The 22,566-nt window shown below is 64.5% G+C and carries 27 protein-coding genes and 1 pseudogene; 18 read left to right on the top strand and 10 right to left on the bottom strand.

The window, feature by feature from the left end:
* Positions 1 to 65: 65 nt before the first annotated feature.
* The 4 genes from lon to DEIPE_RS09715 all read left to right on the top strand — a co-directional run bounded on the left by lon (position 66) and on the right by DEIPE_RS09715 (position 4,430).
* On the top strand, positions 66 to 2,459 hold the full coding sequence (lon, locus tag DEIPE_RS09705; RefSeq protein ID WP_015235790.1) for an endopeptidase La: 2,394 nt from the start codon (positions 66 to 68) through the stop codon (positions 2,457 to 2,459).
* A 385-nt stretch (positions 2,460 to 2,844) separates the two neighbouring features.
* Positions 2,845 to 3,102 (top strand): PIG-L family deacetylase, encoded by a 258-nt coding sequence (locus DEIPE_RS25265; protein WP_157448829.1) that lies wholly within the window; start codon positions 2,845 to 2,847, stop codon positions 3,100 to 3,102.
* Positions 3,032 to 3,736 (top strand): PIG-L deacetylase family protein, encoded by a 705-nt coding sequence (locus DEIPE_RS09710; protein WP_052326676.1) that lies wholly within the window; start codon positions 3,032 to 3,034, stop codon positions 3,734 to 3,736. Before DEIPE_RS25265 ends, DEIPE_RS09710 begins: the two co-directional genes overlap by 71 nt.
* Before the next feature lies 1 nt (position 3,737).
* Positions 3,738 to 4,430 carry a GNAT family N-acetyltransferase gene (locus DEIPE_RS09715; RefSeq protein WP_015235791.1) on the top strand — a complete coding sequence of 231 codons (693 nt, stop codon included), beginning with the start codon at positions 3,738 to 3,740 and terminating at the stop codon, positions 4,428 to 4,430.
* Between the two features lie 3 nt (positions 4,431 to 4,433).
* On the opposite strand, the gene DEIPE_RS09720 is transcribed toward DEIPE_RS09715, so the two are convergent.
* Together DEIPE_RS09720 and DEIPE_RS09725 are read right to left on the bottom strand one after the other, a co-directional pair.
* Positions 4,434 to 4,874 carry an acyl-CoA thioesterase gene (locus tag DEIPE_RS09720; RefSeq protein WP_015235792.1) on the bottom strand — a complete coding sequence of 147 codons (441 nt, stop codon included), beginning with the start codon at positions 4,872 to 4,874 and terminating at the stop codon, positions 4,434 to 4,436.
* A 101-nt stretch (positions 4,875 to 4,975) separates the two neighbouring features.
* Positions 4,976 to 5,191, bottom strand: a complete 216-nt coding sequence (locus DEIPE_RS09725; RefSeq protein WP_015235793.1) for a hypothetical protein — start codon at positions 5,189 to 5,191, stop codon at positions 4,976 to 4,978.
* A gap of 170 nt (positions 5,192 to 5,361) precedes the next feature.
* Between DEIPE_RS09725 and DEIPE_RS09730 the strand changes: the two genes are divergently transcribed.
* Complete coding sequence (locus DEIPE_RS09730; RefSeq protein ID WP_015235794.1) at positions 5,362 to 5,856, top strand: hypothetical protein; 495 nt, start codon at positions 5,362 to 5,364, stop codon at positions 5,854 to 5,856.
* Here DEIPE_RS09730 and DEIPE_RS09735 read toward each other — a convergent pair.
* Positions 5,848 to 6,678, bottom strand: coding sequence for a 5'-3' exonuclease (locus tag DEIPE_RS09735; RefSeq protein ID WP_015235795.1), 831 nt, complete (start codon positions 6,676 to 6,678; stop codon positions 5,848 to 5,850). The two genes, DEIPE_RS09730 and DEIPE_RS09735, sit on opposite strands and share 9 nt — an antisense overlap.
* Positions 6,679 to 6,867: 189 nt before the next feature.
* On the opposite strand from DEIPE_RS09735, the gene DEIPE_RS09740 reads away from it, so the two are divergent.
* The 4 genes and pseudogenes from DEIPE_RS09740 to DEIPE_RS24485 all read left to right on the top strand — a co-directional run bounded on the left by DEIPE_RS09740 (position 6,868) and on the right by DEIPE_RS24485 (position 9,333).
* Complete coding sequence (locus tag DEIPE_RS09740) at positions 6,868 to 7,950, top strand: GGDEF domain-containing protein (RefSeq protein ID WP_157448830.1); 1,083 nt, start codon at positions 6,868 to 6,870, stop codon at positions 7,948 to 7,950.
* A 111-nt stretch (positions 7,951 to 8,061) separates the two neighbouring features.
* A pseudogene (locus DEIPE_RS24970) lies at positions 8,062 to 8,181 on the top strand (metal-dependent transcriptional regulator); the annotation flags it as partial.
* Between the two features lie 73 nt (positions 8,182 to 8,254).
* Positions 8,255 to 8,722 (top strand): FeoA family protein, encoded by a 468-nt coding sequence (locus tag DEIPE_RS23935; protein WP_052326677.1) that lies wholly within the window; start codon positions 8,255 to 8,257, stop codon positions 8,720 to 8,722.
* Between the two features lie 11 nt (positions 8,723 to 8,733).
* The gene (locus DEIPE_RS24485; protein WP_052326678.1) at positions 8,734 to 9,333 is read left to right on the top strand and encodes a metal ABC transporter permease; all 600 of its coding nucleotides are present in this window, start codon (positions 8,734 to 8,736) and stop codon (positions 9,331 to 9,333) included.
* Positions 9,334 to 9,478: 145 nt separating this feature from the next.
* Here DEIPE_RS24485 and DEIPE_RS09755 read toward each other — a convergent pair whose 3' ends face one another.
* The 4 genes from DEIPE_RS09755 to DEIPE_RS09770 form a co-directional block, all read right to left on the bottom strand.
* Positions 9,479 to 9,946, bottom strand: a complete 468-nt coding sequence (locus tag DEIPE_RS09755; RefSeq protein ID WP_015235797.1) for a response regulator — start codon at positions 9,944 to 9,946, stop codon at positions 9,479 to 9,481.
* A gap of 295 nt (positions 9,947 to 10,241) precedes the next feature.
* Positions 10,242 to 11,021, bottom strand: coding sequence for an enoyl-CoA hydratase-related protein (locus DEIPE_RS09760; protein WP_015235798.1), 780 nt, complete (start codon positions 11,019 to 11,021; stop codon positions 10,242 to 10,244).
* Between the two features lie 121 nt (positions 11,022 to 11,142).
* Entirely contained in the window at positions 11,143 to 11,811 is a 669-nt protein-coding gene (locus tag DEIPE_RS09765) for a response regulator transcription factor (protein WP_015235799.1), read from the bottom strand.
* Positions 11,812 to 11,952: 141 nt separating this feature from the next.
* The gene (locus tag DEIPE_RS09770) at positions 11,953 to 12,987 is read right to left on the bottom strand and encodes an AfsR/SARP family transcriptional regulator (protein WP_015235800.1); all 1,035 of its coding nucleotides are present in this window, start codon (positions 12,985 to 12,987) and stop codon (positions 11,953 to 11,955) included.
* Positions 12,988 to 13,203: 216 nt separating this feature from the next.
* Between DEIPE_RS09770 and rpsF the strand changes: the two genes are divergently transcribed.
* The 8 genes from rpsF (at position 13,204) to DEIPE_RS09810 (ending at position 19,559) form a co-directional block, all read left to right on the top strand.
* On the top strand, positions 13,204 to 13,512 hold the full coding sequence (rpsF, locus tag DEIPE_RS09775; RefSeq protein ID WP_015235801.1) for a 30S ribosomal protein S6: 309 nt from the start codon (positions 13,204 to 13,206) through the stop codon (positions 13,510 to 13,512).
* Between the two features lie 146 nt (positions 13,513 to 13,658).
* Complete coding sequence (locus DEIPE_RS09780; RefSeq protein ID WP_015235802.1) at positions 13,659 to 14,525, top strand: single-stranded DNA-binding protein; 867 nt, start codon at positions 13,659 to 13,661, stop codon at positions 14,523 to 14,525.
* Positions 14,526 to 14,576: 51 nt separating this feature from the next.
* Complete coding sequence (rpsR, locus tag DEIPE_RS09785) at positions 14,577 to 14,840, top strand: 30S ribosomal protein S18 (RefSeq protein WP_015235803.1); 264 nt, start codon at positions 14,577 to 14,579, stop codon at positions 14,838 to 14,840.
* The gene (rplI, locus tag DEIPE_RS09790; RefSeq protein ID WP_015235804.1) at positions 14,837 to 15,280 is read left to right on the top strand and encodes a 50S ribosomal protein L9; all 444 of its coding nucleotides are present in this window, start codon (positions 14,837 to 14,839) and stop codon (positions 15,278 to 15,280) included. The genes rpsR and rplI overlap by 4 nt, the downstream gene beginning before the upstream one ends.
* 167 nt (positions 15,281 to 15,447) lie before the next feature.
* On the top strand, positions 15,448 to 16,197 hold the full coding sequence (locus DEIPE_RS09795; protein WP_015235805.1) for a metallophosphoesterase family protein: 750 nt from the start codon (positions 15,448 to 15,450) through the stop codon (positions 16,195 to 16,197).
* Between the two features lie 115 nt (positions 16,198 to 16,312).
* Positions 16,313 to 18,304: a transketolase gene (gene tkt, locus DEIPE_RS09800; RefSeq protein ID WP_015235806.1), complete on the top strand. Its 1,992-nt coding sequence runs from the start codon at positions 16,313 to 16,315 to the stop codon at positions 18,302 to 18,304.
* An 87-nt stretch (positions 18,305 to 18,391) separates the two neighbouring features.
* Positions 18,392 to 19,036, top strand: coding sequence for a guanylate kinase (gene gmk / locus DEIPE_RS09805; protein WP_245557523.1), 645 nt, complete (start codon positions 18,392 to 18,394; stop codon positions 19,034 to 19,036).
* A 1-nt stretch (position 19,037) separates the two neighbouring features.
* Complete coding sequence (locus DEIPE_RS09810; protein ID WP_015235808.1) at positions 19,038 to 19,559, top strand: macro domain-containing protein; 522 nt, start codon at positions 19,038 to 19,040, stop codon at positions 19,557 to 19,559.
* A gap of 12 nt (positions 19,560 to 19,571) precedes the next feature.
* On the opposite strand, the gene DEIPE_RS09815 is transcribed toward DEIPE_RS09810, so the two are convergent.
* Together DEIPE_RS09815 and truA are read right to left on the bottom strand one after the other, a co-directional pair.
* Positions 19,572 to 20,135: a site-specific integrase gene (locus DEIPE_RS09815; protein ID WP_015235809.1), complete on the bottom strand. Its 564-nt coding sequence runs from the start codon at positions 20,133 to 20,135 to the stop codon at positions 19,572 to 19,574.
* A gap of 164 nt (positions 20,136 to 20,299) precedes the next feature.
* Positions 20,300 to 21,133, bottom strand: coding sequence for a tRNA pseudouridine(38-40) synthase TruA (gene truA, locus DEIPE_RS09820; RefSeq protein ID WP_015235810.1), 834 nt, complete (start codon positions 21,131 to 21,133; stop codon positions 20,300 to 20,302).
* Positions 21,134 to 21,174: 41 nt separating this feature from the next.
* Here truA and DEIPE_RS09825 point away from each other — a divergent pair, with 41 nt between their 5' ends.
* Positions 21,175 to 21,720, top strand: a complete 546-nt coding sequence (locus DEIPE_RS09825) for an NUDIX hydrolase (protein ID WP_015235811.1) — start codon at positions 21,175 to 21,177, stop codon at positions 21,718 to 21,720.
* A 7-nt stretch (positions 21,721 to 21,727) separates the two neighbouring features.
* On the opposite strand, the gene DEIPE_RS09830 is transcribed toward DEIPE_RS09825, so the two are convergent.
* Positions 21,728 to 22,489: a 3-hydroxybutyrate dehydrogenase gene (locus tag DEIPE_RS09830; RefSeq protein ID WP_015235812.1), complete on the bottom strand. Its 762-nt coding sequence runs from the start codon at positions 22,487 to 22,489 to the stop codon at positions 21,728 to 21,730.
* Positions 22,490 to 22,566 lie beyond the last annotated feature (77 nt).

Below are 22,566 nucleotides of genomic sequence, written 5' to 3' on the forward strand. Positions count from 1 at the left end.
TACACTGCCCTGTATTACGCTGCGGCCTGTAATGCCGCTTTTTCGAGAAGGTCGCAAGGAGAGAAATGATCTGGGAACTTCCCGTTGTCGCCCTCAGAAGCATGGTGGTTCTGCCCGGAATCACCGCCAATGTCGACGTCGGTCGTGCCAAGAGCAAGCGCGCCATCGACGAAGCGCAGGCCGCCGACCGCCGCGTGCTGCTGCTGACCCAGCGTGACCAGCGCACCGACGACCCCACCCTGAGCGAGATGTTCGATGTCGGCGTGCTGGCCGTGATCAAACAGGTCGTGCGGCTGCCCGACAGCACCCTGCAGGTGCTGGTCGAAGCCCAGGAGCGCGCCGTCGTTCTCGACGGCGTGCCCGGCGCCTACCTGCGCACGCGCGCCGAAACGCAACCCAAAGAACTCGGCGACGTGCGCGAAACCGAAGTGATCCTCGCCGAAGCCAAGACGGCTTTTGAAGAGTATGTCCGTCAGAACAAGAATTTGCGCCTGGACAACTACCAGGTGGAGGCCGTGCGCGCCATGGAGGACGCCGGCCTGGCTGCCGACACCATCGCCCACCATGCCACCTGGGCCACCGAGGACAAGCAGGAACTGCTCGCCGCCAACAACGCGACCGAGCGGATCAAGAAGGTGTTGGCGCTGCTGAACCGCGATCTGGAACGCTTCAACATGGACAAGCGCATCTCGGCGCGTGTCAAGGAGCAGATGGACGCCAACCAGCGCGAGTACTACCTGCGCGAGCAGATGAAAGCCATCGGCAAGGAACTCGGTGGCGGCGAGGACGGCCCGGCCGAAATCGAGGCGCTGCGCGAGAAGATCGAAGCCGCCGGCATGCCCGAAGAGGTCAAGGAAAAAGCCCTCAAGGAACTCGGGCGGCTCGAGCGCACTCCGGGCGGCAGCCCCGAAGGCACCGTCGTACGCAACTACATCGACTGGCTGATCGACGTGCCCTGGAGCACCCGCGACGAGGAAATCCTCGACATCAAACGCACCCGCGACATCCTCGACGACGATCACTACGGCCTCGACGACGTCAAAGAACGCATTCTGGAATTCCTGGCGGTGCGTCAGCTGCGCAGCGGCCAGGAAGGCGAAGAGGACAAGGAGATCCGCGCGCCGATTTTGTGTCTGGTGGGTCCTCCCGGCGTCGGCAAGACCAGCCTTGGCAAAAGCGTGGCCCGCTCGCTCAACCGCAAGTTCGTGCGCATGGCGCTCGGCGGTGTGCGTGACGAAGCCGAGATTCGCGGTCACCGCCGGACCTACATCGGCTCGATGCCCGGACGCATCATCCAGGGCATGAAAAACGCCGCCGTGGTGAACCCGGTGATGCTGCTCGACGAGATCGACAAGATGAGCAGCGACTGGCGCGGCGACCCCTCGAGCGCCATGTTGGAAGTGCTCGACCCCGAGCAGAACAACACCTTTCAGGACCACTACCTGGAAGTGCCCTATGACCTCAGCCAGGTGATGTTCATCACCACCGCCAACAGCCTGTCGACCATTCCGCGCCCCTTGCTCGACCGCATGGAAGTCATCACCATTCCCGGCTACACCATGCTGGAAAAAGTGGCGATCGCCCGCAAGTACCGCGTGCCCCGGCAACTGAAGGCCCACGGCCTCGAGGGTCACGCCGAGATCACCGACGCGGCGCTCGAACGCCTGGTCGAGGAGTACACCGCCGAAAGCGGCGTGCGCAACCTTGACCGTCAGGTCAGCAAGATCGCCCGCAAGGCCGCGCGCGAGCTGCTCGAAATGCCCTGGGAAGGCGTGAAGGTCATCGACGCCGCCGACGTTCCGCATTACCTCGGCGTGCCACTGCACCGCCCCGAACGCATGGAGCGCGAGCCGCAGGTGGGCGCCGCGCAGGGCCTCGCCTGGACGAGCGTCGGCGGGACCATGCTGGTGGTCGAAGCCCTCGCCACGCCCGGAAGTGGCAAGATCAACATGACCGGCTCCCTCGGGGACGTCATGAAGGAAAGCGTGCAGGCCGCCGTGGCCTACCTGCGCGCGCACGCCGAGAAGTACGGCGCCGACCCCGAGTTTCACAAGAAGCTCGATCTGCACGTGCACTTTCCCGACGGAGCCACCCCCAAGGACGGCCCGAGCGCCGGCATCACCATCGCCACCGCCGTCACGAGCGCCATCACCGGGCGACCGGTGCGCATGGACATCGCTATGACGGGCGAGATCAGTCTGCGAGGCAAGGTGCTGCCCATCGGCGGCGTCAAGGAGAAGCTGCTCGCCGCGCACCAGGGTGGCATTCGCACGGTCATCATCCCCGCCGACAACGAGCCCAACCTGCAGGACGTGCCCGAGAGCATTCGCGGTGAGCTGACCATTCACAGCCTCGCCAACGTCGCCGAGGTTCTCGACGCGGTGCTGCTGCCTCTCAGCGAGCGGCCCGTCAGCCCGCCGCCCAGTGTGGGGCGCGACATCAAGCAGCCCGGCGCCTGACGTTTGCGCTGACGTGCGTTCTGACCCTCCCTATCCAGGGAGGGTTTTGAGTTGTGTTTCAAGCTGTTATCAGACGCGCCTTGAAGGCTGCAGGTGTTCTTCATACCCGTCAAAGCATCACATTTACCGTCTGTGGCCCGTGGTTTTACTGAAACAGGCACCGTCGTCCGTTCCATTGTCCTGTTGTGCCCGGCCCCTTCGGGGGTCGTCACTTTGGAGTTCGGCGAGGTCACCAGATCCCAAGAGCGCGAGACAGCAGGTGTGGGCTCGCCTTTCAGATTGCCGAGGATTCATGCTGCCAGCCAAATGGTGGGCCAGACCTTTTTCCTCAGAAACGATCCCGACCCGTGCGCCGCGTTCACCGGGCAAAACGTCGACTGCGGACGTGCTGGCACGCCGTGGCGCCGTGCTGCTCATCGCGCCTCACCCCGACGACGAAACCCTGGGGGCTGGGGGAGTGCTGCAAGACGCCATCGCGCGTGGCCGCGAGGTCTGGGTGGCCTTTGTGACGAACGGCGACGCCTTTCCGTGGGGAACGCACTGGCGCTGGCGCTGGCGTGGAGGCCGCCAGCGTGCGCAGCAGCAGCTGGCGTGGAGGCCGCCAGCGTGCGCAGCAGCAGCTGGCGCGGGCACGCCAGCGTGAAGCGCTCCAGGCCACCGGGCGTCTGGGCATTCCGCCTGAGCGCGTGGTGTTCCTCGGCTTTCCCGACCGGGGCCTGAACGCACTGGCTTCCTCGCACTACACCCGCCCTTACCGAAGTTCGTCGACTGGCGTGGACTTCGTTCCGTACGTCGACGCTTACCGGCCCGGTGCGCCCTACACCGGCGAGGAATTCGTGCGGCAGTTGGGCCAGTTGCTTTCACGCATCCGGCCTGGCGTGGTCCTGACACCCGGCCCGCTCGACAGTCACGGCGACCACCGCGCGACCACGGCGCTGGTGAGGCACACCCTGGGGCAGCGGCCTGGCCTCGCCCGCCCACCGTCGCTGCTGTACTACCTGGTGCACAGCGGCCCCGAATGGCCTTTCCCCAAAGGCTTCTTTCCGGGATTCACCCTGACGTTGCCCCCTGCCTACGGGCAGGTGCGGGCGCTCAGCCACGCCCTGAGCCGCGCGCAGGTCAGGGCCAAACGCGACGCAATTGGCGCTTACGCCAGCCAGGTCAGCGTGATGGGCTGGAACCTCTGGTCGTTTCTACGCCGCAACGAACTGCTGATTCCCGCCGAGTCGGCGGTACTTGAAACCAGGCTCATGGTGTCCACGCGTGCCGGGCGCTAGCATGACGGTCATCTTGGATTCGGCCTCCACACTGCCCCTTCCTGCCGCGGCGACGGTGCTTCCCCTGCAGCCCGAGGATTTCGCAGATATCGGACGTGTCGCCTACCAGACAGGATTTTTCGGTGAGAGCGCGGCGCGCTATTTCGCCGACGCACTGCTGTTCGCCGATCTCTGGGCCGGGCCTTACTTTGCCGGCGAGGACCGGTTGGGTTTCACCGCACGCCTGCGCGGCGAGACGGTGGGTTATATCGTCGGCCTGTCGAATGGTGAGCGTTATGGTGTGGCCCTCAGGCGGACGTTGCTGCGGCGGGTGCTGCCGGGATTGCTGCGCGGGCGTTACCGCAGACCTTTCCAGAGCCTGATCTACTGGCAGCGCGCCCTGCGTTTTCCGACCGCGCACGCACCGCTGGACCTTTACCCTGCCCACCTGCACATCAACCTGTTGCCCGCAGCGCGGGGCAGCGGCCTGGGGCGCATCCTGCTGTCGCGCTTCCTGGAGGAGCTGCGGTCACGCGGCGTACCCGGCGTGCAGCTTTCCACCACCTGCGAAAACCAGGCGGCGTTGAGGCTGTACGAACGCGCCGGATTTCAGGTGTACCTGCAGCGCGAGTCGCCGCTGTGGACCCCATGGCTGGGCCGGGCGGCCGTACACGTGGTGATGGTCCGGGACCTGCGTACGTCGCCCGACCGCTGAGCTTCAGACCACCAACGTTTCCAGGACGCGGCGCAAATTATCGGGCAGAAGTGTGGGGCGGCGCGAATGGCGATTTACGTACACGTGCACAAAAAACCCGGCCGCCGCGGCGCGTGCCTCGTCGGCACGAAACAGGGCGACTTCGTAGCGCACGCTGGAGTTGCCCAGGCGGGCGACGCGCAGACCGGCAGTGACCGGATCCGGAAAGGACAGCGAGGCGAAATACCGGCAGCCTGTCTCGACCACCAGGCCGATCACTTCACCGTGCGCGAAGTCCAACACCCCACGTGAAATCAGAAACTGGTTGACCACCGTATCGAAGTACGAGTAATACACCACGTTGTTGACGTGCCCGTACACGTCGTTATCCATCCAGCGCGTACCGATCGGCAGAAAGTGCGCGTAGTCGGCGCGGGCGGGCGCTTCGTTTCTTTGGTCGCTCACCGGTCCTCCGGGGGTTCGGCAGCCACAGGCCGCCCGGCCTCACCATACCCCCGCAGCAGGTCAAGAAAAACCCCGCCGAAGCGGGGAAGAAAGCCGGGCGGTCAGCGGACCAGTTCGCGGTCCAGGCGCCGGGTAAAGCGTTCGTGGTCCTGGGCTTCACCCTGAACGGTGCAGGTGTAGGTGGCCAGCGCCCGGTGCCCTGCCTGCGTGAACTGCAGATCTACATTGCACAGGCGGGCCGATTCGCTCAGCAACGCCCGAAGCTGCTCGGCGTTCAGGGTGGCGGAGGAAACGGTGTATCGCTCCTTGATCTTCATGTTGTCTTTAGTATAGGGGGACTCGCCAGGCCGTAAATGAGGACGACGCCAGCAGTTAGCTGTGAACGACCGCATGATGGCGCCCGACTTGGCGGCCGGCGTTTGGAGCCTGCTTCAGCTTGGTGGGCGCAGAAGCCGACACGCCCCCTGCGGCTCTGATAGCGTGAAGCATGAGCGTCAGCAAGAAACCGGCGGGCCGTCTTCCGGCGCATCTGGCCCACCTCAAAACCGGCAAGAGCGCGGCCCGCCCCGCAGCGGACAGCCCGGCTGACAAATCCAAAGCCCGCCCGGAAAGTGCGCGCAGCACCCAGGGCCGCCAGCGTACCGAAGAAAGCACTCGCCCGCCGGATCGGCCGACCAGGAGCGACCGGTTGGGAGAACTGCTGCCGGTGATTCTGCAGGCGATGTTCGCTGCGCAACTGCAAGGACCACTTCGGCCCGGCGCACCGCCCCTGATCGTAGCGCGCGAGGACGTGCTGGCCGCCCTGGCGCCTTACTACCGTCCCAACAGCCGCTTCGAGCGCCTCATAATGGCAAGACTGGTCGGTGAAGGCTACCTCACGCCGCGCGGCGGGCGCGACAAGCAGGGTGTGAGTGGGCAGTACGCCTTGAGCGCCAAAGGCGAAAAGCTGCTGGGGATCAAGCGCCCGCGTTCGTCACGCTGAAGTTCGAAGAGTGGCCGAAAGCGCTCCCTCGGGCCGGCGCAGCGGCGCGTCGGTTCGCAGGGTGGTCAGTTGCAGATACAGCTGCAATCTTTCGTAGCCGCAGGCCTCCAGGCCGCGCCACTCGGCCTTGCCGAGCACCGCGCGCTTGCGCCAGATGGTGTCGAGGTCCGGACAGGCCAGCAGAATCCGTGCCGCGCGTCCCTTGCCCAGGCCGCTCACGCCCGGGATGTTGTCGCCCTCGTCGCCCATCAGCATCTTGGCGAGCGGCACCTGCGCGGGCGTTACGCCGTATTCGCGCAGGACACCTGCCTCGTCGATGACGCAGCGCAAATCCTCGCGGTAAACGGTGACGCGCGGCCCCTCGTCGCGCACCAGCGCGTACAGATCGCGGTCTCCTGTACGGATCACCAGTTCGTGCCGGGTGTTGCGCGCGGCGAGCGAGGCGATCACGTCGTCAGCCTCGAAGCCAGGCGCCTCGACCACGTCGAGCTGGCGTGCAGCCACCTCGCGCGCCAGCTGCAGAAAAATTCGCAGCGCCTCGTCTTTGGGAGCCCGGTTTTTCTTGTAGGCGGGAAACAGCTCCTCGCGGAATGTCCGCCCGCCTTCCAGCGCGCCGTAAGCGTGACGTGGACGGTGCTCTTCCAGGCGCCGCGCGAGCGCACGCGCGAAAAAGGCCAACGCGGCGCGCTGATCGGGCGGGCCCAGCAGCGCCGGGTCCTGGCCGCGCTCAAGTGCCTCCTTGCGCCGCGCGCTCTGCAGGCCCGAGTAACTGCGGTAGGCGAGGCCCTGCACGTCAATGATCAGCAGCGGAGAGACGGCCATGCTGCTCTTACCTTACCAGCCGTTCTCCGGGAGGTGCGAAGGTGCGAGGTCCTCGATGATGCGGCGCGGTCCGTAGCGCAGGCTGAGCTGCCGGGTGGCGAGCTGACCGCCTTGGCCTTTGGCCGGTGGGGTAAGGGGACGAAATTCTTGTCACGAGAATGTAAGAACTCCTTTTCTATGCTGGTGTTCGTGTCCGCCGCGCTTCCCACGTCCACCCTGTCCCTCGATCCGGCGGCGCCCATCCGGCGCGCGGCCCTGACGACCATGCTGCTGCTGAGCGTGCTGACGGCCGTGCTGACGCTGGCCTTCGCGGTGACCGCGTCGTGGTCGCACCAGGACACGGTAGGGCTGGCGCTGCTGGGCGTGTGGGACCTGGGGCTGCTGCTCGCGTTGCGGCTGTGGCCGGGTTCGCTGCGAACGGTGGGTTACCTGTTCTTCGTGGTGGGGGCCGTGGTGGGCGTGATGAAGTTCGCCTGGAGTGTGCTTGCTCCCGGACAGGTACCGTACTTCGGGCCATACGCCTACTGGTTGCCCTTGTCGTATCTGGTCGCCGTCGTGGTGCTGCCTCCCCGAGCGGCGTTGCTGTCGTCGCTGGCGGTGTATGCCGCTTTCCTGGCCGTCGGCGGGGTATTCGCCTTCTACAGCGACTTGCCGGTGGCCGTCACGAAGGGGGCCATCAGCGGCTTCTTGCAGTTTTACCTGTCGCACGCGGTGTACCTGAGCGTGTATGCCATGCTGGCCTACCTGTGCCGTCAGTACCTGCGGGCCGTGATTCAGGCCGAGCAACAGGCGCAGACCGCGTTCGAGGACGTCCTGACGGGGCTGCCCAACCGCCGCCAGCTGAACTTGTGGCTGGAAGCCGATCTGGCGCGCGCGCAAGTGTACGGTGAGCCGTTTTCGCTGGTGGTGTTCGACCTCGATCATTTCAAGCAGATCAACGATTCGTTCGGACACGAAACCGGGGACGTGGTGCTGCGCACCACGGCGAGCACCGTGAAACGGGCGTTGCGTGATGACAGCCGCTTTGGACGCTGGGGTGGCGAGGAGTTCGTGCTGCTGCTGCCCAAGACCGATCTGGAGGGCGCGCGACGGGTCGCGCAGCGGCTGGATCAGCTGCTGCGCTCTGAGTCCCATCCCCGGGCCGGGGTGGTGAGCGCGAGTTTCGGCGTGGCGCAGGCCACCGTGGACGATACGCCCTCCTCGCTGTTTGCGCGGGCAGACGCTGCCATGTACTCCGCGAAACAGGCCGGACGGGCACGCGTTCACGTTTGAGTTGTCAGGCACCGATCCCGAACTGGCCTTTGCTCCGGCAGGATTTAAGCAGTCCTAAATATGCGAGTCAAACAACTTTACTCTGGATTTAGGCATGCCTGAATCCGGAATATGAAGCGCCGTCTGTTGTCTCATTTCGCCGAGGATTACAAACAGATTTATCTGTTGGGGCAGTTCGGCAACGTCGGGAGGGATCTGGCCGACGCCATGGAAGTGGCCCCGGCGAGTGCCACCGGCATGCTGCGCAAGCTGGCCGAACTGGGGCTGGTGACCCACGCGGCCTGCCAAGGGGCCAGCCTGACGGATGAAGGCGAGAAAATTGCACTGGAAGTGCTGCGCTACCACCGCCTGCTTCGAGGCGCGCATCGCCCAATGGCTGGGTCACCCGGCCATCGATCCGCACGGCGACCCGATTCCCGGAAAGGACGGCGAGCTGCCCTCGACCGCTTCCCATTCCCTGAGCAGCCTACAGGTGGGGGAGAGCGCCCACATCCTGCGGGTGCCAGGAGAAGCCGCTGTCCTGCGTTCCCTGATGGACGGTGGTCTGACGCCCAGCGTCGAGGTGAGGCTGCTGTCGCGCGAAGAGGGGTTGGGCATCCCGGCCATCGGGCTGGTGTTCCCGGCGTTGTTCAGCCTGGGCATACTGGCGGTGTCGATGCAGTTTCGCAACGTTCACCTCGACCTTGACGCGGTGCTGTACGGCAAAATCGCGTATACGCCTTTTTACGACCTGACCATTGGCGGCGTGAACCTCGGCGCGACGTCCTTGTAGATCAGTAGATCATGGGCAGCGTGGCTCTGCTCAACTTGTGGTTCGTGGCGTCCTTCTACAAGGAGCTCAAACTGTCCACTTTCGATCCCGGGCTGGCAGCGGCGCTCGGCTTTGCGCCCGGAGTGCTGCATTACGCCCTAATGGGCCTGGTGTCGGTCACGACCGTGGCCGCCTTTGACGCGGTTGGAGCGATTCTGGTGGTTGCCTTTATGATCGTGCCCGGCGCGACGGCGTACCTGCTGACCCGCCGCTTGCCGGTGATGCTGCTGCTCAGCGTGCTGACGGGCGCGGGTGCCAGCGTGCTGGGCGTACAGTTCGCGCTGGCCGTGTTGTTCTCACCGCACGCCGGTGCGTTCACCCAGTCGGCCCGGCGTGCGCGTCAGCGTGGGGAATTCGCGGTGCGGCTGCTCGTGGCACACCTCGCGCACCACGATGGGCGACCGGTGGACGATGCAGAGCTGCTGCGTGAGTTCGGTTGGGGAAAACGCTTCCTCACGCGCATCATCGGTGAAGCGCGGACGGCTGGCCTGATCGTGCCCGAGGCGAACGGCTGGACCCTGACACCCGCGGGGGCAGCGCACGGTGGTACGCCGCCTTTCAGTCCTTCCTGAAAACCATGGGCCGTACAAAGGCACGCACGTCGACAGTCGACGTGCGTGCCTTTGTACGCGCTGGCCTTCATGGCGCTTTCCTGGACTCTGTTCGTCTGACCCGAGGCGCCTTTTTCTTCACGAGTGGTCGTCAGGACAGGCGCTTTCAGGTGTCGTGTTCGAGGTCGTGCTTTTCGCTGGGCGGGTGGTAGCCTTTCGGCGACAGTTTCACGACTGCCAGCCAGAAGTTTTCAAAGGAGCGCACCACGTCCAGGAAGTTGGGCAGGCTGACCGGCTTGGGAATGTAGGCGTTGGCGTGCAGGTTGTAGCTGCGCCAGACGTCCGCCTCGGCCTGCGAGGTGGTGAGCACCACCACTGGAATGTTGCGCAGCACGTCGTGCGACTTGAGTTCCTCAAGGACCTCCAGACCGTTCATGCGGGGCATGTTGAGATCGAGCAGGATCACGTCCGGTGTTGGCGCGTCCTGAAAAGGGCCTTGCCGGCGCAAAAACTCCAGAGCCTCGACGCCGTCACGCGTAACGTGCAGCCGATTGGCCATCCGTGCTTCTTCAAAAGCGAGCTGCGTGAGCATCACGTCGGCTTCACTGTCATCTACCAGCAGAATATCGATCATTCAGCGTCCTCTTTCGCCCTGTTGTGCCGACTCTCTTTCGATATTCAGAGAGGGTTGCCTGTTTCGGGCCCACTTTACCGCGCTCCGTCCACCATAGCGCTACGGGCGAGGCTTGGCGACGGCGCCGCTGGCCGGTCACGCCGAGGAGCCCTGATCTTCCGACCCAAACCGCTGGGACAGGTTCATTTTACCGTAATTAAACGCCCTGGTGGTGTCGCGACGCGCCGCCCATGCCATTTTCAAGCAGTGCTGTGGAAGTTCGGAATTTCGAGGCGACCGTGTGGAATGGCGGAGCTCAAACGTCTTTGAAGCGGGCAGACCGCTTTTCCTTGAAGGCCGCGAGGCCCTCGCGGTGTTCAGGATCCTCGCCCGCCCGTTGCTGCGCCTGGGCTTCGTTTTCCAGCGCCTCATCGAGGGTGGAGCTGAGCGCCTGGTTGAGGGCGCGTTTGGTGAGTCCCAGCGCCCGCACCGGGCGCGCAGCGAGCTGCTCGGCGTAAGCGCGCACGTCCTCGGCGAAGGTCTCGGCGGGAAAGACCCGCTCACACAGTCCCAGGCGCAGGCCTTCCTCGGCGTTTACCCGCTCGGCCAGCGCCATCAGCTCGAAAGCCTTGTGGTAGCCCACCAGTCGCGGCAGCATCCAGGTGCTGCCCGAATCGGGTACGAGGGCGATGTTGGAGAACACCTCGATAAAGGTGACGGCGCTCGACCATAACCGGATGTCGCCGGCCAGCGCCAGGCTGGCGCCCGCGCCGGCAGCCACGCCGTTCACGGCAGTGATGACCGGTTTTTCCAGCGCGCGCATGGTGCTGATGAGGGGGTTGTAGGTATGGCGCAAATGCTCGGCGAACCCCATCTCGCGCGCGCCGACTTCACCAAGGTCCTGGCCGGCACAGAAGCCGCGTCCTGCGCCGGTGATCACCACCACACGCACGGCGCTGTCGTCTGCGGCTTCCCGCAGGGCGCCCGTCAGGCCCAGCAGCAGGGCGTCGTTGGCAGCGTTCAGTTTGTCGGGGCGGTTGAGGGTCAGGGTCAGGACGCCATGTTCCAGCGCCTTCAGCACGACTTGGTCGCTCATGGCCTCACCATACCGGACAGGCGACTGGACAAACGAAACGTTCGTGGGCTGCCCCTGGGTGGAGGGGCCAGGAACAGCAGGGCGGCCGGGGAGTCTCCCCGGCCGCCCTGCTGTTCTCCGCTCAGGGTGTTTTCAACGCGTAGCCGATGCCACGGACGGTGCGGATGATGCCGTAGCCGTCGAGGTCTCGCAGTTTGGCGCGCATGTTGGCCATGTGCACGTCCACCACGTTGCTGTTGGAGGGCAGTTCGCCGTTCCAGACCTCGCGCTCGATCTCGTCGCGACTGTAGACCCGCCCCGGCTGACGCGCCAGGAAGGTCAGCAGGTCGAACTCCTTGGGCGACAGTCGCACTTCGTGACCGTTGTAGTGGCACAGCCGCTTTTGCGGATGAATCTCCAGCGCACCGATGCTGATGATCTCGCCGTGCTGCTGATGACGCAGCTGCACCTTGACGCGGGCCACCAGCTCTTCGGGATGAAAGGGCTTGGTAATGTAGTCGTCCGCGCCGGCCTCCAGCAGATTCACTTTACGGTCCACGGCGTCCATGGCGGTCAGGATGATGATCGGCACTGCGCTGGTCTTGCGCAGACGCCGGGCAATTTCCGCTCCGTCGAAGTCGGGCAGGCCCAAATCGAGAATCACCAGGTCGGGGTTGTTTTCACGTGCGCTGGTCAGTCCGCTGACGCCGTCCGGCGCCGTCAGTACCCGGTAACCGGATTGTTCGAGTTCATAAGAGACAACGCGGGTGATATCCGGGTTGTCCTCGATCAACAAAATACGTTGTTCCATGCAGAACGTCCTCCAATGAGTGGCCGTGAGGTCTTCCGCATCTTAATGAACCGGTGCGGCAGCATTATAAGCGTTTTTCGCTGATCGTCTTAATGTAGCGGGGGCGCAAAAATCGGTGTTCTGCACAAAAATTTGTGCCGTTCAGGCCAGATCGGTCGACCACCAGGGCTCGCGTTGCTGTGCCAGGCGGGCACGGGGATCGCCCAGGTCGGAAAGCGCGCGCGCCAGGCCCTGCCAGTCGCCGTCGCTGAAGGGATCGATCATCAAGGCTTGCTGATGATAACTGGCCGCTTCGCGCGGTCTTCCGGCGCTGCGGGCCAGTTCGGCAGCCAGGCCCAGCAGCGACATCTGCTTCTCGTCGATGCGGCGGCGCACGTCGCTGCACCAGTCAGAGTCCACGTCGGGCAGATACCGGCCGTACTGGCCGATCAGTTCGCGCACTTCTTCCAGGCTGGGCGATCCTCCCACCGTGCGCTCGACGCGTTCCTCAAAGGTGCGCGCATCGTATTTGGGCGCCAGATCGGGATTCAGCGCGTAGCGGCGGCTGTGGCTGACCACCGCTTCCGGCGTGAGCGAACGGCGCAAGCGGTGCAGGGTGGTGTGAAAGAGGCTGGAGGCCCGCGCCTCGTCTTTTTCGGGCCACAGGGCCTCGGCAGCCTCCCAGCTGGTGACCTCGCGTTTTTCCAGCAGCAGGAAGAACAACTCCATTGCTTTGCGTGAGACCCACGGTATCGGCTCTCCACGCCAGGTGACGGTGGAGGTGCCCAGACCGCGTGCCTCCAGACCGCTCGCGGTCACCGGCTTGCTGGAGATGCGCTTGAGACGGGCGTCCACGGCAGAGGTCAGGTCGTGCGGGGTGAAGGGCTTGGGCAGGTAATCGTCGGCCCCGAGGTTCATGCCGCGCCGCACGTCGTCGCGCTCGGCATGGCTGGAGAGCAGCATAAAGGGCAGGTGCGAAAGCTCTTCGCGTTCGCGCACGTGTTCCAGAAACTCGTAGCCGGTCATGTGCGGCATGACCACGTCGGAAATGATCAGGTCGGGCGTGATGCGGTCGAGCAGACTGAGCGCCTCGACCGGGTGAGCGCAGGCGTGCACTTCGTGGCCAGCGCGCGCCAGAATCACGCTGACCAGTTTGAGAATCGCGGCGTCGTCGTCCACGACCAAGACGCTGGGCATGAGGGCATTGTATCAGGCTTACGGTGCTGGTCCTGCGCTCTTCCTTTAGGAACTTTCACGTCCAGGCGCGACTTTTTTGAGTTTCCACCTCGGCCGCCCCGGAACCCGCCCTCTGCGTGGCCGTTTCTTTCCTTTGCTGCCCACTTTTTGGTACAATTGCCAATTGTGCCACGTGAGCCCTCAGGGCCGCGCACTGGCCGGAAAGCGAGGTGAATGATGCAAACATACGACCTGAACCTGATCCTCAACCCCAGCCTGTCCGGGGAGCAAGTCTCGACCGAGAAGGACTACATCGAGAACGCCCTGAAAGCGGCGGGCAGCGAACTGGTCAATCTGGAGGAGCCCGGCAACCGCCGCCTTGCCTACCCGATTGCCAAGGAGCGCGAAGGATACTTTCTGTTCTACACCATCAAGACGAGCGGTAACCCTGAAAAGGAAATCGCCAGCCTGCTGCGCCTGCGTGACAACGTGCGCCGCGTGCTGGTTGTCCGCGACCGTCCCGAGTGGAAGACCAAAAAGGCCTGAAGCCTGCGCAGCGCTTGACCGAAAGGCCAGCGCCCGTTTATGCTGAGAGCGAAGTGCAAGCGCACGAAGCGCACTTCATTGCTTGGGCCCCGCCTATCACGTACGCAGACACCGCAAGCAGACCTATCACTCAGGAGGACACAGACATGGCTCGAGGAATGAATCACGTTTATTTTGTTGGTGCACTCGCCCGCGACCCCGAACTTCGTTACACCCCCAGCGGCGTGCCCGTATTCGAGGCCACCGTGGCAGGAGAGGACCACGTCATCGGCAACGATGGCCGTGAACGCCGCTTGCCCTGGTATCACCGCGTCAGCGTCCTTGGCAAGCCTGCCGAATGGATCAGCGAGCGCAACCTCAAGTCCGGCGACATCGTGATGGTGGAAGGCTCCCTGGAGTACAGCTCCTGGGACGCGCCCGAAGGCGGCAAGCGCAGCATGGTGCGCGTCAAGGCGCAACGCATCGAAAGCGTGGTTTCGGCCACGGAAACCGTGCAGGACGCGGGTGGAGGCCTCAGGCTCGGCGGCGGCTGGAACGTCGTCATGCTGCTCGGCAACCTCACCCGTGACCCCGAACTGCGCTACACCCCCGCTGGAGACGCGGTGCTGGGCCTCGGCCTCGCCGTGAACGAAAGCTGGAAGGATCGCAATGGCCAGCAGCAGGAAAAAACCCACTGGATCGACGTGACCCTGTGGCGTGAACTGGCTGAGGCTGCCGCGAACCTCAAAAAGGGTGATCCCCTCCTGGTCACCGGACGCCTCATGAACGAGGCCTGGACCGACAAGGAAGGCAACAAGCGCAACTCCACCAAAGTAGAAGCGACGAAAGTCGAAGTCCTGACCCGAGGCGCGGGTGCCGGCGCATCCGCAGCCACCCCGGTCGCAGCCCGTGGGGCCATGGGCAATGCGACCAGCAGTGCCAGAAGTGTGGGCACGGGGTCCCGTTCGGGCGGCTTGGATATTGATCAAGGCCTCGACAATTTCCCGCCGGAAGAAGAAGACCTGCCGTTCTAACCCTGACGCCTGACGGCGTGGGGGACAGTCGGACACAAGGAGCAAGGAATCATGGCGACTGAACGCAAACCGCGTGCCAAGGGCCCCAAGCGCCCTCGCAAACCCAAAGTAGACCCCTTCTCGATTGGTGAACTCGAAATCACCGATTACAAGGATGTCAAGATGCTGCGCCGTTTTGTCAGCGACTCGGGCAAAATTCTGCCCCGTCGCCGCACCGGCCTGAGTGCCAAAAACCAGCGCCGCCTGGCGGGCACCATCAAGATCGCCCGTCAGATGGGCATGCTGCCCTACACGGACAAGCTGGTGCGCAAATGAACGTCATCCTGCTTGAGCCCGTGGCCAAGCTTGGCAAGACCGGGGAAGTCGTGAGCGTCAAGCCGGGATACGCGCGTAACTTCCTGGTGCCGCGAGGTTTGGCGCTGCCCGCCACGGCGAGCAACATGAAGACCCTCGAAGCCCGCGTGAAGGCCCGCGAGAAGCAGCTCGCCAAGGACAAGGCCAGCGCGCAGGCCCTGGCCGAGAAGCTGCAGGATCAGGCCATCGACCTGAGCGTTCGTGCCGGTGAAGGCAAGATCTACGGCGCCGTCACCGCGTCCGACGTGGCCGAAGCGCTTGCCGCCAAAGGCTTTGAAGTCGACCGCCGCAAGCTCGAAATGCCCAAGGCGATCAAGGAACTCGGCGAGTACACGGTGAGCTACAAGGCCCATCCGGAAGTCAGCGTTCCCCTCAAAATCGTCATTCACGCCCAGCAGTAAAGCGCGAGCGTGATTTCCCAGGAGTGGCCTTTGGGCCACTCCTTTGTCATGACATCCGCACCGTCCTTCACCGTCCTTTTCTCAGAAGTCGGTCGCTCAAGAAGACCTGCAGGCACATTGTCGGCTACCTTCCCTGACCGCGCGTTGACCTCGCTACACTGGTGCCCATGAAGATCGCCGTTCTTGCCGACCTGCACGCCAACCTGAATGCCACGTTGGCCGTGCACGAGGACATCAAGCGGCGCTCCATTTCCGAACTTTGGGTGCTGGGCGATCTGGTCGGTAAAGGACCACGCCCACGCGAAACGGTGGACTGGGTCGCGGCCTATGCCACGCGGGTGGTGCAGGGCAACTGGGATGCCCGGGTGGCGGGCGCTTCGCACCGCCCTCAGGACCTGTGGCCGCGCGCGCGGCTCACGCCCGGGCAACTGTCGTACCTGGGCGCCTTGCCTTTCGGCTTCGAGGAGCGGCACTGCGGCCTCAACTGGCGCTTCGTGCACGCCTCCAGCAAAGGCGTCTTTCACCGTCTGTATCCGCATGCCAGCCTGCAGGAGCAGCTGGAATCCTTTGAACCCAATCCGGAAGTGGGGCTGCCCCACCGTGCGGACGCCCTGGTGTACGCTGACATTCACGAAGCCATGCTGCTCGACGTCGAGGGTCGACCGCTGATCAATTGTGGCAGCGTCGGCAACCCGCTCGACTCGACCCTCGCGAGTTACCTGGTGCTGGACTTCGACAACTGCGGCTACAGCATTTCCTTTGTCCGCCTGGCGTACGACCGTGACGGCGAAATTGCGGTTGCCGAAGCCTCGGGAATGCCCTTTACCCGCGAGTACGTGCTTGAACTCCTGACGGGCGCCTATCAGAAACGCCGTTCGCGCGGAGCGCCGGTCGAGGAGGTGGCGCGTCACGGTTGACTGACCGTCTTGCCTCTCCCTTCGGGGCCGCCGGGATGGGACATTCAGAAAACATTGAAGTTTCCTGAAACAGACAAGCGGCTGCTTTTATGAGAAGGGAGGGTAGACTGACCGCATGACGACCCCTGCCAGTCTTGATGTGGAGACCCTGTCGATCAATTCGATCCGGACGCTGTCGATCGATGCGGTCCAGCAAGCCAACAGCGGCCATCCGGGCGCACCCCTGGGCATGGCTCCGATGGCGTACGTGCTGTGGCAGCATTTCTTGCGGCACAATCCCCGCAATCCGCTGTGGATGGGCCGCGACCGCTTCGTGCTGTCAGCGGGTCATGCCAGCATGCTGATCTATAGCCTGCTGCACCTGACCGGCTACGATATGCCGCTGGAGGAGCTGCGAAATTTCCGGCAGTGGGGCAGCAAGACGCCCGGTCATCCGGAGTTCTTTCATACCCCCGGACTCGACGCCACCACCGGTCCGCTCGGTCAGGGAGCGGCGATGACCGTGGGTATGGCGATGGCCGAAGCGCATCTGGCCGCCCGCTACAACCGCGAGGGTTTCGAGCTGTTCAACAACCACACCTACGCGCTGGTCAGCGACGGCGATTTGCAAGAAGGCATCAGCCACGAGGCCGCCTCGCTGGCCGGCCACCTGCGGCTGGGCAAGCTGATCTGGCTGTACGACGACAACGACATCCAACTGGATACGCCCACCAACGTCAGCTTCAGCGATGAAACCTCCCAGCGCTTTGAAGCCTACGGCTGGCGGGTGCTGATGGTTCACGACGGCAACGACACGGTCGCGCTTCAGCAGGCCATTCACGCGGCCAGGCACCAGAGTGACCGCCCGACCTTGATTCGCGTGAAGACCATCATCGGTTACGGCAGCCCCAACAAGAGCGGCACCAGCAAAGCCCACGGTGAGCCCTTGGGCACCGAAGAAGTCAGGCTCACCAAGCAGGCCCTGAACTGGCCGTACCAGGAGCCCTTTACGGTGCCGGACGAAGTTCGGGCGCACATGGACGCCCGGGAGCGTGGCGCGCGCCAGGAACGGGAATGGACCGAGCTGCTCGACCGCTACAAGGAGGCCCATCCGGAGCTGGCAGGCGAGATCGAACTGGCGTTGCGGGGTGATCTGCCCGAAGGCTGGAACAGCGAAGTGCCGACCTTCGAAGCGGGTGGCAAGCCGATGGCGACCCGCAACGCCAGCGGCACGGTCCTCAACGCCCTGGCGAAGCGGGTACCGCAATTGATCGGCGGCAGTGCTGACCTGGCCGGGAGCACCAAGACCAACATCATCGGGGAAGAGTTCACCAAGATCGGTCAGTTTGCGCCTCGCAACATCTACTTCGGGGTGCGCGAGCACGGCATGGCTGCCGCTGCCAACGGAATGAGCCTTTACAGCGGTCTGCGGCCTTATGTGGGCACCTTTCTGGTGTTCAGCGACTACCTCAAACCTGCCTTGCGTCTTTCGGCGCTGATGCACCAGCCGGTCATCTACGTGCTGACCCACGACAGCATCGGACTGGGCGAGGACGGTCCGACCCACCAGCCCATCGAGCAGCTCGCTCAGCTGCGCGCCACTCCCAGCACCCACGTCTACCGTCCGGCGGACGCCAACGAAACCGCAGCCGTGTGGCAACTGGCGCTGGAGCGCAAGGATGGCCCGAGCGCGCTGGTGTTCTCCCGTCAGGATCTGCCGATTCTGCCACGCAACCATCAGGGTGTGCGGCGTGGCGCCTACGTGGTGCGGGAAGCCGAGGGCAAAGTGAAGGTCATTCTGATTGCCACGGGCAGCGAGGTGCACGTGGCGCTCGAAGCCGCCGAGGCCCTGGCCCAGGAGGGCATCGGTGCGCGCGTGGTCAGCATGCCGTGCATGGAACTCTTTCGCGCGCAGGACGGCGCGTACCGGGACTCGATCCTGACGCCCGGCGTGAAGCGCGTGGCCATCGAGGCGGCGTCTCCCTTCGGCTGGCACGAGTGGACCGGCAGTGACGGCGCGGTGATTGCCATGACGGGCTTCGGTGCGAGTGCCCCGGCCAAGACCCTGCTCGACAAGTTCGGCTTCTCCTCGCACAACATTGCCAAGGTCGCCAAGAGTCTGCTCTGATGATCGTGAGGCAGCCTCAGCCCAAGTTGGGCTGAGGCTGCCTTTTTGCCCTTTGCGCTTCCCGGCGCCTCCTCTATGCTTGAGGGAATGCAAGCAGAAGAAACACCCGCCCAGATTCCTGCCGAAAAACGCGGATTGCTCATCGTGGTTTCCGGCGCGTCGGGCGTCGGAAAAAACACACTCTGCGCCCGGCTGATGCAGCGCATTCCCATGCACTTCTCGGTGTCGTGGACCACCCGCGAGAAGCGTCCCAGCGAGGTGGACGGTCAGGATTACCATTTCCGCACCCGCGATGAATTCCTGGCCGAACTCGAGCAGGGACAGGGGTTTCTGGAACACGCCGAGTTTGTCGGCAACATGTACGGCACCCCACGTGCCCCGCTGGAACGGGCGCTGGACAGTGGTGAGCACGTGCTGCTCGACATCGAGATCGAGGGAGCCATGCAGGTGGCTGAGCTTGCGCCCGAAGCGGTGCTGATCTTCATCATGCCGCCCAGCCTGACCGAGCTGCGTTCACGCCTGCTGGGACGGGCCACCGAAAGCCCTGACAAGATCGAGAAACGCCTGCAGCGCGCCCGGCGTGACATCAGATTGGCGCAGCGCTTTCACTACATCGTCATGAACGACAACATCGATGTGGCAGTCTCCGATCTGGAGGCCATCGTGCGAACCGAACTGCTCCGCGCGCACCGTGTCAGCGAACGGGAACTCGCGCACATCGTCGACTCCTGACATGCCCCTCTCGCTTCTGCAGGGGGACATCACACAGCAGCGGGCCGACGCGCTGGTCACCGCCGCCAATTCCCGCCTTGCGGGAGGCGGTGGGGTGGACGGCGCCATTCACCGCGCCGCCGGACCGGGGCTGCTGCGCTATCTCCGCGACATCGGGCACTGTCCGAGCGGCTCGGCCGTCATTTCGCCTGCTTTCGGTCTGGCGCGCCAGGGTGTCCGCTTCGTGATCCACGCGGTCGGCCCTGTCTGGCACGGCGGGCAGCAGGGCGAGGCGGAACTGCTCGCGGCGACCTACCGCGCCAGCCTGGAGCTAGCCGCGCAGCACGGCTGTCAGAGCGTGGCTTTTCCGGCCATCTCGACCGGCATCTACAGGTACCCGCTGGAGCAGGCCGCCCAGGTGAGCGTGCGCGCGCTTCTCGACGGGCTGCGCGTGTACGCTCTGGACGTGCGGCTGGTCCTGCACGGCGAAGAGGCGCTGCATGCCTTCGAGCGCGCTCGGGTACACCTGCAGACCCGCACTTGAGCCGACCGACCTTCAGTCAAAGCCGCGTTCCAGGAATTTCTGGACCGAGCGGCTGGTATGCCCGAGCAGGGTGGCGATGTCCTCAAGGGGCCAGCTTTCGTCGAGCAGGTTCTGCGCGCACGACCAGCGCAAATCGGCCACCGTGAATTCGGTCCCGAGCTCCGCGCGCCTTTCCCGGCTGACTTTGCGGACCACGTGATTGACCTGCTCCGGCGTGATGGGACGATTTTCTCCAGGGTGCTGGCTCAGCAGCGGATCTTGCGGGCGGCGCGGTGCGTTTCGGTCGTAGCGCGCATAACTGTGCACGGCCTTGGCCAGGTCCGGGTCAAGTGGCACCGAGGTCGCCTGACCCGCCGAACGGGGCCAGGCGTGCGGTTCGGCGTTGCTCGCGATGAGGGTGAGCGTCTGGCGCTCGAAGTCAAAGTCACCGTACAGCAGCCAGCTGACCTGCCGTGGCCTGAGCCCTTGCAAACCGAGCAGGCCGATGACCAGCTCATCGCGTCTCGGTCCGCAGGCTTCCATGACGGCGATGATCTGGCTTCGCGTAAGTCGTGTGCGGCCCGATGGATGGGTCATGGATCCTCCTGGGGCGAAATGCCTGTCCTGCCCTGGCCTTCGCTTCAAGGAGCATAACGCGCGGTCAGGCTGACGTGCGGGGCGACACGGCCTAAAAGCATCGGCAAGCTCGTCGGAGTTGGCGCCACCCTGAAATTGTCCGTCGCAGGTCGGCTGGATCGCCGTCACGAATTCGAATAGCGGGCACCTGCAAAGTACAAGCCGTGAGGGGCGACGTTGCGTCCGGCCAGCTTCCGGTCACGGCGCGCCAGAATCTCAGGGACATCGTCTGGCACCAGCTTTCCCTCGCCGACCAGCAGCAGGGTTCCCACGAGCGCGCGGACCATATGGCGCAGAAAGCTTTCGCCCCGCACGTGCACCTCGAGAAGTGATCCGTGCTCTACCAGCACAAGCTCATGGATTTCGCGCACGCTCTGACGCTCGTCTCGCGTCGCGAGGGCGGCGAAGTCGTGGCGACCGACAAAGTGCGTGCCCGCCATCCGCATGGCCGCCACATCCAGGGCGCGCGCGACATGCAGCGCCCGCCCTTCCTCCAGGGGAGCGCGGTGTGGTGCGCGCAGCAGCCGATACACGTAGGCGCGCTGCCGGCAGGAGAAGCGCGCGTGAAAACCTGGTGCCGCGCTGGCACCCAGGACCACCAAATCCCGCGGCAACAGGGCATTGAGTGCCCAGGGCAGGCGCTCTATGCTGGTGCGCAGCGTGCCATCCACTACGTCGACATGGGTGGGCATGCACAGCGCGTGTACGCCCGCGTCAGTCCGTCCGGCCGCGACGGGCCGCCGCGCGTCGCCCAGGTGGCTCAGGGCGGCATGCAGGGTATCCTGAACGCTGCGCCCACGGGCCTGGCTCTGCCAGCCGACGAAGTCCCGCCCGTCCCACTGCACGTCGAGCCGCACGCGGCCGTAGCCTGGCGGCGGGGCATAGAAAGAATCCGCAAGAGTGTCCTGCACGCGCTGTAGCTTAAAGCACACCGGGACGTGTTGTGGCTTGCGCCTCATTTTTCACCCAATTGCCCGCCTGCCGGATTAATCTGTTCTTTATGCAGAATGCCTTGCGCGCTCAGTTGTTACGTCAGCTGCGCCTCCACCGTCCCATTGACCCCATCGAAGCTCAGGCCCTGGGAGACGTTCTCGACTTCACCGAAACCCACCCCAGTCCTTTTGACCGCCAGGCTTTTGCACCTGGTCACATCACTGCCTCAGTGCTGCTGCTCAGCCCGGACGGCACACAGCTTGGCCTGATCCAGCACCAGAAGCTCGGTCGGCTGCTCCAGCCCGGGGGTCACGTCGAAAGCAGTGACGACAGTGTGCTGGCGGCCGCCCTGCGCGAACTGACCGAGGAAACCGGTGTGCAAAGCGGTGAAGTGGAAGTTCTGAGCGAAGCGCCCATCGATATGGACGTTCACACCATTCCCGCCGGACCGGACGAGGGTGCCCACTGCCATTTCGATCTGCGCTACGGTGTGCGCCTGCGCTCGCTGCGCCCACTGCCCCAGGTGACCTGGCTGCCGCTCGCCGATCTTCCCGACGCCAATTTGCGTCGTGCAGCCCGCAAGCTGGCTCGACTGCTGCCCGCAGCGGTCTGAAGCGATTTCAGCGGGCCGTCCAGCCCAAATCGAGGTCCAGCACGGCACCGGTCATACCCCAGGCGGCAGGCGAGGCGACGTAGCTGGCGAGTGCCGCGACGTCTTGTGGCAAGAGCAGCTGCTTGATGGCGGCTCCTTCCAGCATGACCTTGCTGATCACTTCTTCCGGGCTGAGGCCACGGGTGCGGGCCTGGTCGGCAATCTGGTTTTCGACCAGTGGGGTGCGCACGTACCCTGGGCAGATGGCGTTCACCGTCAGGCCGCTTTCACCGCCTTCCAGCGCGGCAGTGCGCGTCAGGCCGATGACCCCGTGTTTGGCGCTGATGTAGGCGCTTTTGAACGGACTGGCGACGTGCCCGTGAATGCTGGCGATGTTGATGATGCGTCCCTGACCGCTGCGGGTCAGGTGCTTCCAGGCGTACTTGCTGAGCAGAAACGGGGCGGTGAGCATCACGGCGAGCATGCGGTCCCAGGTGTCCTCGGGAAAGTCGGCAATCGGGTCGATGTGCTGAAAACCGGCGTTGTTGACCAGCACGTCCAGACGCCCGAACTGCTCCACTACCGTCTCGATGGCCTGGCGGCAGTCCTCGCGGCGCGACAGGTCGGCGGCCACGAACGTCAGGCCGTCTTCCTGCGCGACCCGTCGCGCTTCCTCACGTTCCAGATCCAGCACGGCCACCTGCAGCCCATCCTGGGAAAGCCGTTGCGCGATGGCGCGTCCGATGCCGCTTGTGCCGCCCGTGACCAGGGCGAGGCGCTGATCTGTCATGCGCGCAGTCTAAAAGCGTGGTGTTACGCCAGAGTTGCACCACCCCGTACCGTTTGGCCGGAAGTGCACCGTGTCGT

Origin of the sequence: Deinococcus peraridilitoris DSM 19664 (assembly GCF_000317835.1) — a bacterium.
GTDB lineage: Bacteria > Deinococcota > Deinococci > Deinococcales > Deinococcaceae > Deinococcus_A > Deinococcus_A peraridilitoris.

Bases quoted from the DNA above. Each gene is read 5' to 3' on its own strand.
- lon (WP_015235790.1), top strand. From the start codon at position 66: ATGATCTGGGAACTTCCCGTTGTCGCCCTCAGAAGCATGGTGGTTCTG.
- DEIPE_RS09715 (WP_015235791.1), top strand. From the start codon at position 3,738: ATGACGGTCATCTTGGATTCGGCCTCCACACTGCCCCTTCCTGCCGCG.
- DEIPE_RS09725 (WP_015235793.1), bottom strand. From the start codon at position 5,191: ATGAAGATCAAGGAGCGATACACCGTTTCCTCCGCCACCCTGAACGCC.
- DEIPE_RS09730 (WP_015235794.1), top strand. From the start codon at position 5,362: ATGAGCGTCAGCAAGAAACCGGCGGGCCGTCTTCCGGCGCATCTGGCC.
- DEIPE_RS09735 (WP_015235795.1), bottom strand. From the start codon at position 6,678: ATGGCCGTCTCTCCGCTGCTGATCATTGACGTGCAGGGCCTCGCCTAC.
- DEIPE_RS23935 (WP_052326677.1), top strand. From the start codon at position 8,255: ATGAAGGCGAGAAAATTGCACTGGAAGTGCTGCGCTACCACCGCCTGC.
- DEIPE_RS24485 (WP_052326678.1), top strand. From the start codon at position 8,734: ATGGGCAGCGTGGCTCTGCTCAACTTGTGGTTCGTGGCGTCCTTCTAC.
- DEIPE_RS09755 (WP_015235797.1), bottom strand. From the start codon at position 9,946: ATGATCGATATTCTGCTGGTAGATGACAGTGAAGCCGACGTGATGCTC.
- DEIPE_RS09760 (WP_015235798.1), bottom strand. From the start codon at position 11,021: ATGAGCGACCAAGTCGTGCTGAAGGCGCTGGAACATGGCGTCCTGACC.
- DEIPE_RS09765 (WP_015235799.1), bottom strand. From the start codon at position 11,811: ATGGAACAACGTATTTTGTTGATCGAGGACAACCCGGATATCACCCGC.
- DEIPE_RS09770 (WP_015235800.1), bottom strand. From the start codon at position 12,987: ATGCCCAGCGTCTTGGTCGTGGACGACGACGCCGCGATTCTCAAACTG.
- rpsF (WP_015235801.1), top strand. From the start codon at position 13,204: ATGCAAACATACGACCTGAACCTGATCCTCAACCCCAGCCTGTCCGGG.
- DEIPE_RS09780 (WP_015235802.1), top strand. From the start codon at position 13,659: ATGGCTCGAGGAATGAATCACGTTTATTTTGTTGGTGCACTCGCCCGC.
- rpsR (WP_015235803.1), top strand. From the start codon at position 14,577: ATGGCGACTGAACGCAAACCGCGTGCCAAGGGCCCCAAGCGCCCTCGC.
- rplI (WP_015235804.1), top strand. From the start codon at position 14,837: ATGAACGTCATCCTGCTTGAGCCCGTGGCCAAGCTTGGCAAGACCGGG.
- DEIPE_RS09795 (WP_015235805.1), top strand. From the start codon at position 15,448: ATGAAGATCGCCGTTCTTGCCGACCTGCACGCCAACCTGAATGCCACG.
- tkt (WP_015235806.1), top strand. From the start codon at position 16,313: ATGACGACCCCTGCCAGTCTTGATGTGGAGACCCTGTCGATCAATTCG.
- gmk (WP_245557523.1), top strand. From the start codon at position 18,392: ATGCAAGCAGAAGAAACACCCGCCCAGATTCCTGCCGAAAAACGCGGA.
- DEIPE_RS09810 (WP_015235808.1), top strand. From the start codon at position 19,038: ATGCCCCTCTCGCTTCTGCAGGGGGACATCACACAGCAGCGGGCCGAC.
- DEIPE_RS09815 (WP_015235809.1), bottom strand. From the start codon at position 20,135: ATGACCCATCCATCGGGCCGCACACGACTTACGCGAAGCCAGATCATC.
- truA (WP_015235810.1), bottom strand. From the start codon at position 21,133: ATGAGGCGCAAGCCACAACACGTCCCGGTGTGCTTTAAGCTACAGCGC.
- DEIPE_RS09825 (WP_015235811.1), top strand. From the start codon at position 21,175: ATGCAGAATGCCTTGCGCGCTCAGTTGTTACGTCAGCTGCGCCTCCAC.
- DEIPE_RS09830 (WP_015235812.1), bottom strand. From the start codon at position 22,489: ATGACAGATCAGCGCCTCGCCCTGGTCACGGGCGGCACAAGCGGCATC.